General features: G+C 70.6%; 5 protein-coding genes. All 5 read left to right on the top strand.

From position 1 onward, the window contains the following. Positions 1 to 222 precede the first annotated feature (222 nt). Positions 223 to 1,026, top strand: coding sequence for an LCP family protein (locus FNQ90_RS10000; protein WP_182606046.1), 804 nt, complete (start codon positions 223 to 225; stop codon positions 1,024 to 1,026). 148 nt (positions 1,027 to 1,174) lie between these two features. Then, positions 1,175 to 2,626, top strand: a complete 1,452-nt coding sequence (locus FNQ90_RS09995; RefSeq protein ID WP_182606045.1) for an ABC transporter substrate-binding protein — start codon at positions 1,175 to 1,177, stop codon at positions 2,624 to 2,626. A gap of 293 nt (positions 2,627 to 2,919) precedes the next feature. Next, the gene (gene dnaK / locus FNQ90_RS09990; protein ID WP_143621145.1) at positions 2,920 to 4,776 is read left to right on the top strand and encodes a molecular chaperone DnaK; all 1,857 of its coding nucleotides are present in this window, start codon (positions 2,920 to 2,922) and stop codon (positions 4,774 to 4,776) included. Beyond that, positions 4,773 to 5,537 (top strand): nucleotide exchange factor GrpE, encoded by a 765-nt coding sequence (gene grpE / locus FNQ90_RS09985; RefSeq protein ID WP_182606044.1) that lies wholly within the window; start codon positions 4,773 to 4,775, stop codon positions 5,535 to 5,537. Before dnaK ends, grpE begins: the two co-directional genes overlap by 4 nt. Positions 5,538 to 5,714: 177 nt before the next feature. Further along, the coding region (locus FNQ90_RS09980) for a DnaJ domain-containing protein (RefSeq protein ID WP_182606043.1) at positions 5,715 to 5,981 on the top strand (267 nt) is incomplete at its 3' end.

Below are 5,981 nucleotides of genomic sequence, written 5' to 3'. Positions count from 1 at the left end.
GCCCGGTGCTCTCATCATGACCCGGGTGGCCGACATGTCCGGGGGTGCGTTGTTTCGGTGGTTTCGATGGTTTCACGCCCCCTGGCGCGCCCCTTCGCCGCCCCGATGGCTCCGGGGACGGCCCCCGGGGTGCGCCCGGCGCCCTCCCCGAACGGGGGAGACCGCGCCGCACCGGCGATCCGAAGGGCCTGATCGAGCGTCACATGCTGACAAAATGCGCATATGCCTGTCAAACGATCCGGCGGTGGCCGCCGCCGATGGGTGCTCGGGGTCGGTGGCACCCTCGGCCTCGCCCTGGCCGGGATCCTGGTCCTGCTCCTGGGCGCCGGCTGGTGGCTCCACCGTTCCCTGGGTGACAACATCACCACCGACCACGCCGCGGCGGAGGCCCTGGAGGCGGCCTCCTCGGACCGGCCCCCCGCGGGCACCGCCCGTACCGTGCTGGTCATCGGCTCGGACCGGGAGGGGGGTCACCCCAACGAGCGCTCCGACACCGTCGTCCTCCTGCGGCTCTCCGCCGAGGGTGATCGCGCCGATGTCGTGCACGTGCCGCGCGACCTGATCGTGGACATCCCGCGCTGCGCCCGTCCCGACGGCGATGGATACACCCCGCCGAGCCGCGCGCAGTTCAACTGGGCGTTCCAGTTCGGCGGCGCCGCCTGCACCATCCGCACCCTGGAGGACCTCACCGGCGTGCGGGTCGACCACCACATGGTGGTCGACTTCTCGGGCTTCGTGCGGTTCGTGGACGCCGTCGGCGGGGTCGAGGTCGAGGTGGCGGAGGACGAGTCGGATCGGCACGTCGGTCACGACCTGACCGCCGGGCGCCACCTGCTGGACGGCCGACAGGCCCTGGCCTACGTGCGCGCCCGCCAGCTGGTCGGCGACGGGAGGGGAGCGTGGTCGGGAGCGGCCGGGTCGGAAACGAGCGGGACCGGTCGGGGACGGCGGGAAAAAATTTGCGACGGTGGTCTTTCCGCCGGTCGACGGACCCGGGAACGTGGCCCGGGAAGCCCGGGGCGATGACCGGTCCCGGCCGTGGAATCGGCGTCCGGGTTCGGCGGTGGTCTGCCCGACTCGTCCCGTGATGTGTTTTTCACGTGGTAATCTCCGGCGACTTTCCGGGTGGATTCCGCCATCCACCTCTCGAAGGGTGCACCAAGGGGGCTTCGCCGTGCGAGGACATCATCCGGCACATCGTGACGAACGCGACATACCGACCGGTCGGACCGGGCTTCGGACCGGGCTTCGGTCCGGGGGCCGATCCGGGGGTCGATCCGGCCATCGGTCCCGGTCCCGGTTCCGGCCCGTTCCCGACCGGGCCCGGACCGCACTCCCGCCCCGGGCGCGTCGCACGGCCCTGACCGGCCTGCTGGCGATCGCCCTCGCCGCCGGGACCACCGCCTGCGCCTCGGAGGAAGAGGTCACCGTCACCGTCCTGGCCGCCGACTTCGGTCAGCGCGTGGTCATCCCCACCTCGGAGTTCTGGGACGACGTCATCGACCGCTTCGAGGAGGAGAACCCGAACGTCACCGTCGAGGTGGAGCTCGTCCCGTGGGAGACCGCCGACACCGTCCTCGCCGAACGGGTCGCGGCCGGGGAGCCGCCCGACATCGCACAGGCGGGTTCGTTCGCCGAGTACGCCGCCGACGACCTGCTGTACTCCGCCTCGGACCTGCTGCCGCTGACGACGCAGGCCGACTTCCACCTGCCGCTCGCCCGGGCCGGGGAGTACCGGTGGGAGCAGTACGGCATCCCCTTCATCTCCAGCACCCCGCGCCTGTTCGTCAATCTCGACCTGTTGGAGCGGGCGGGGGTGGAGGAGCCGCCCACCGACTGGTCCGAGCTGCTGGAGACCGCCCGCGCGCTGCGGGAGGTCGGGGTGTCCGTTCCCTACGCCCTCCAGTTCGGACCGGACGGCGTGCACGAGGAGGCGCTGGTGTGGATGCTCGGTGCCGGCGGTGGCTACACCAACACCGGTGACCACTACGCCATCGACTCCGAGGAGAACGTCGAGGCGTTGGAGTGGCTGCGGGACAACCTCATCGCCGAGGGACTCACCGGCCCTCCCCCCGCCGAACTGGATCGCGCCACCTCCTACGGCGGGTTCTTCACCGGGGAGGTCGGCATGATGATGGGGCATCCCGCGATGCTGGTGGCCATGGAGCAGGCCGGCGTCAACCACGCGCACGTCCCCTTCCCCTCCCGCGACGGTGGCCCCGGGGTGCCCACCGGCATCTCCGACTGGCTGGTCGCCTTCCGGGGGCCCGGACACGAGGACGAGGTGGGGGCCTTCCTGGAGTTCCTCTACCGGCCGGAGAACCACGCGTTCTCCAGCGGGCGTCACGGCACGGTCCCCACCACCGTCTCGGGCTCCCAGTTGTTGCTGGAGGACGAGGACCACCGCCACCTGTGGGAGTTCGTGGAGCAGATGCCGCGGGCCGAACTCCAGCCGCTCAACAAGCACTCCTGGCCGGCGGTGCGCGGGCTGCTCCTGGAGCACCTGAACCGGGCGGTCGGGCCGGACGGGGACCCCGCGGCGGTGCTGGCGGAGATCCAGGCGCTCGCCGAGGAGGAGAGCGGCGCCGACGGGGGCACGAGTGAGGGGACGGGAGCCGGGGGGTGACGGACGCCCCCGGGGTGTCCGGGAAGTGAATTAAGACGATCTGCCCTTTTTGGGATTGTTTTGGGATTGAGGTGGGGTGCGGCGGGCATGGGCACCCCACGGGTGACAGGGGCCCGGTGGGTGCGCACCGGGCCCCGCCGCCTGTGTCGGGAGCGGTCGATGATCCCCCCGGGACATTGAGCGCAGGGGGAGCCCAATAGTTGAGTCGGATCCACTCAGGCTGTTTGACGTCGCCCGCGTCCTCGGGCACCCTTGAGTCAACGCTACTCAAGGATTCGGCTGGAGGATCTGACATGGCACGTGCGGTCGGCATCGACCTGGGTACGACGAACTCCGTCGTCAGTGTTCTCGAGGGCGGTGAGCCCACCGTCATCGCCAATGCCGAGGGCGCCAGGACCACGCCGTCCGTCGTCGCCTTCGCCAAGAACGGCGAGGTGCTCGTCGGCGAGGTCGCCAAGCGTCAGGCGGTCACCAACGTGGACCGGACGGTGCGCTCGGTCAAGCGCCACATGGGCACCGACTGGAAGATCAACCTGGACGGCAAGGACTTCAACCCGCAGCAGATGAGCGCCTTCATCCTGCAGAAGCTGAAGCGGGATGCCGAGTCCTACCTGGGTGAGAAGGTCACCGACGCGGTGATCACCGTTCCCGCCTACTTCAACGACCACGAGCGGCAGGCCACCAAGGAGGCCGGGGAGATCGCGGGCCTGAACGTCCTGCGCATCGTCAACGAGCCCACCGCCGCCGCCCTCGCCTACGGCCTGGAGAAGGACGACCAGACCATCCTGGTCTTCGACCTCGGTGGCGGTACCTTCGACGTCTCCCTGCTGGAGATCGGCGACGGCGTGGTGGAGGTCAAGGCCACCAACGGCGACAACAACCTCGGTGGCGACGACTGGGACCAGCGCGTCGTGGACCACCTGGTCAAGAGCTTCCAGGGCGCCCACGGCGTGGACCTCTCCCGCGACAAGATGGCCCTGCAGCGGCTGCGCGAGGCCGCCGAGAAGGCCAAGATCGAGCTCTCCTCCTCGACGGAGACCACGATCAACCTGCCCTACATCACCGCCTCCGCCGAGGGCCCGCTGCACCTCGACGAGAAGCTGACCCGGGCGCAGTTCCAGCAGCTCACCTCCGACCTGCTGGAGCGCTGCAAGATCCCGTTCCACAACGTCATCAAGGACGCCGGCATCCAGCTGTCCGAGATCGACCACGTGGTGCTCGTCGGTGGCTCCACCCGCATGCCCGCCGTGGCGCAGCTGGTGCGCGAGCTGACCGGCGGCAAGGAGGCCAACAAGGGCGTCAACCCGGACGAGGTCGTCGCCATCGGCGCCTCCCTCCAGGCCGGTGTCCTCAAGGGCGAGGTCAAGGACGTCCTGCTGCTGGACGTCACCCCGCTGTCCCTGGGCATCGAGACCAAGGGCGGCATCATGACCAAGCTCATCGAGCGCAACACCACGATCCCCACCAAGCGCTCGGAGATCTTCACCACCGCCGACGACAACCAGCCCTCCGTGCAGATCCAGGTCTACCAGGGCGAGCGCGAGATCGCGGCGTACAACAAGAAGCTCGGGATGTTCGAGCTGACCGGCCTGCCGCCCGCCCCCCGCGGCGTCCCGCAGATCGAGGTCACCTTCGACATCGACGCCAACGGCATCATGCACGTCTCCGCCAAGGACCTCGGTACCGGCAAGGAGCAGCGGATGACCGTCACCGGCGGCTCCGCGCTGCCGAAGGACGACATCGAGCGCATGATGCGCGAGGCCGAGCAGTACGCGGACGAGGACGCCAAGCGCCGCGAGGCGGCCGAGACCCGCAACCAGGCCGAGCAGCTGGTCTACACCACCGAGAACTTCATCAAGGAGAACGCCGAGAAGGTTCCCGGTGACGTCAAGACCGAGGTCGAGACGGCCGTCGCCGACCTCAAGGAGAAGCTGAAGGGCGAGGACACCGCGGCCATCCGCGAGGCGTCCGAGAAGGTCGCGGCCACCAGCCAGAAGCTCGGCCAGGCCCTGTACGCCGACGCCCAGGGCTCCGGCTCCGCCGCCGGCGGTGAGGACGGCGGCACCCGGACCGAGGGCGGCTCCACCGACGAGGACGTCGTCGACGCGGAGATCGTGGACGACGAGAAGCCGAAGGGCGGTGCCGCGTGACCTCGGACCCCAAGGGCTTCGACAACGACCGGGAGCCCGAGGTCCCCGACGCCGGCATCACCCCGGAGTCCTCCTCGGACGGCGCCCGCGCCGCCGAGGAGGGCCCCGACACCCCGCCCACCGAGGGCGGTGCGCCGACGGGGGAGACCCCGGACTCCGCCGACACCGATGAGCAGGACCCGGAGGCCGCCGCGGCCGACGCGGCCGCCCGTGAGGCCGCGCTCACCGCCCAACTGGACCAGGTCCGCACCGCGCTGAACGAGCGCACGCTCGATCTCCAGCGGCTGCAGGCCGAGTTCCAGAACTACCGCCGCCGGGTGGAGCGCGACCGGGTCGCCGTCAAGGAGATCGCGATCGCCAACCTCCTGACCGAGCTGTTGCCGGTGCTCGACGACATCGGCCGCGCCCGGGACCACGGCGAACTGGTCGGCGGGTTCAAGCAGGTGGCCGAATCGCTGGAGACGGTCGCGGCCAAGCTGGGACTGATGCAGTTCGGCAAGGAGGGCGAGCCGTTCGACCCGACGATCCACGAGGCGCTGATGCACAGCTACTCGCCGGACGTCAAGGAGACGACGTGCGTGCAGATCCTCCAGCCCGGGTACCGCATCGGTGAGCGCACGATCCGCCCGGCGCGGGTCGGCGTGGCCGAACCCCAGCCCGGTTCGCCCGTCGGCGAGGACCCGGCCGGGGAGGACCCGGCCGGGGACCCGGCCGACGGCGGGGACGGCGAGAAGGAGAGCGGTGGCCCGGACAAGGGCTGACGGTGACGCCCCCGGCGGACCCCTCGGGGTCCGCCGGGGGCTGCCGCGCGGGTGCGCGGCCCGACCACGGGGAGCACTGGGAACACTGGCGGCACGGGCGGTATCGGCGGCACCGACGGTACGGGAATCACGGGTGACACCCGGCGGCGCCGGGCCGACGGAAGGAGGGACGCCGCGATGAGCACCAAGGACTTCATCGAGAAGGACTACTACAAGGTTCTCGGCGTCCCCAAGGACGCCACCGAGGCGGAGGTCAAGAAGGCGTACCGCAAGCTGGCCCGGGAGTACCACCCGGACGCCAACACCGGTGACGCCAAGGCCGAGGAGCGGTTCAAGGACGTCTCCGAGGCCTACGACGTCCTCGGCGACGCCAAGCGACGCAAGGAGTACGACGAGGCGCGCGCCCTCTTCGGCGGGGGCGGCTTCCGGCCGGGGCCGGGCGGG

The sequence above is a fragment of the Streptomyces alkaliphilus genome (assembly GCF_014141535.1).
GTDB classification, from domain to species: Bacteria; Actinomycetota; Actinomycetes; order Streptomycetales; family Streptomycetaceae; genus Streptomyces; species Streptomyces alkaliphilus.
Note: the sequence above shows the minus strand (reverse complement) of the source record. Positions and strands in the feature narration are given on the sequence as shown.

Excerpts from the sequence above, each read along its gene's own strand:
- dnaK (WP_143621145.1), top strand. The coding sequence starts at position 2,920 with ATGGCACGTGCGGTCGGCATCGACCTGGGTACGACGAACTCCGTCGTC.
- FNQ90_RS10000 (WP_182606046.1), top strand. The coding sequence starts at position 223 with ATGCCTGTCAAACGATCCGGCGGTGGCCGCCGCCGATGGGTGCTCGGG.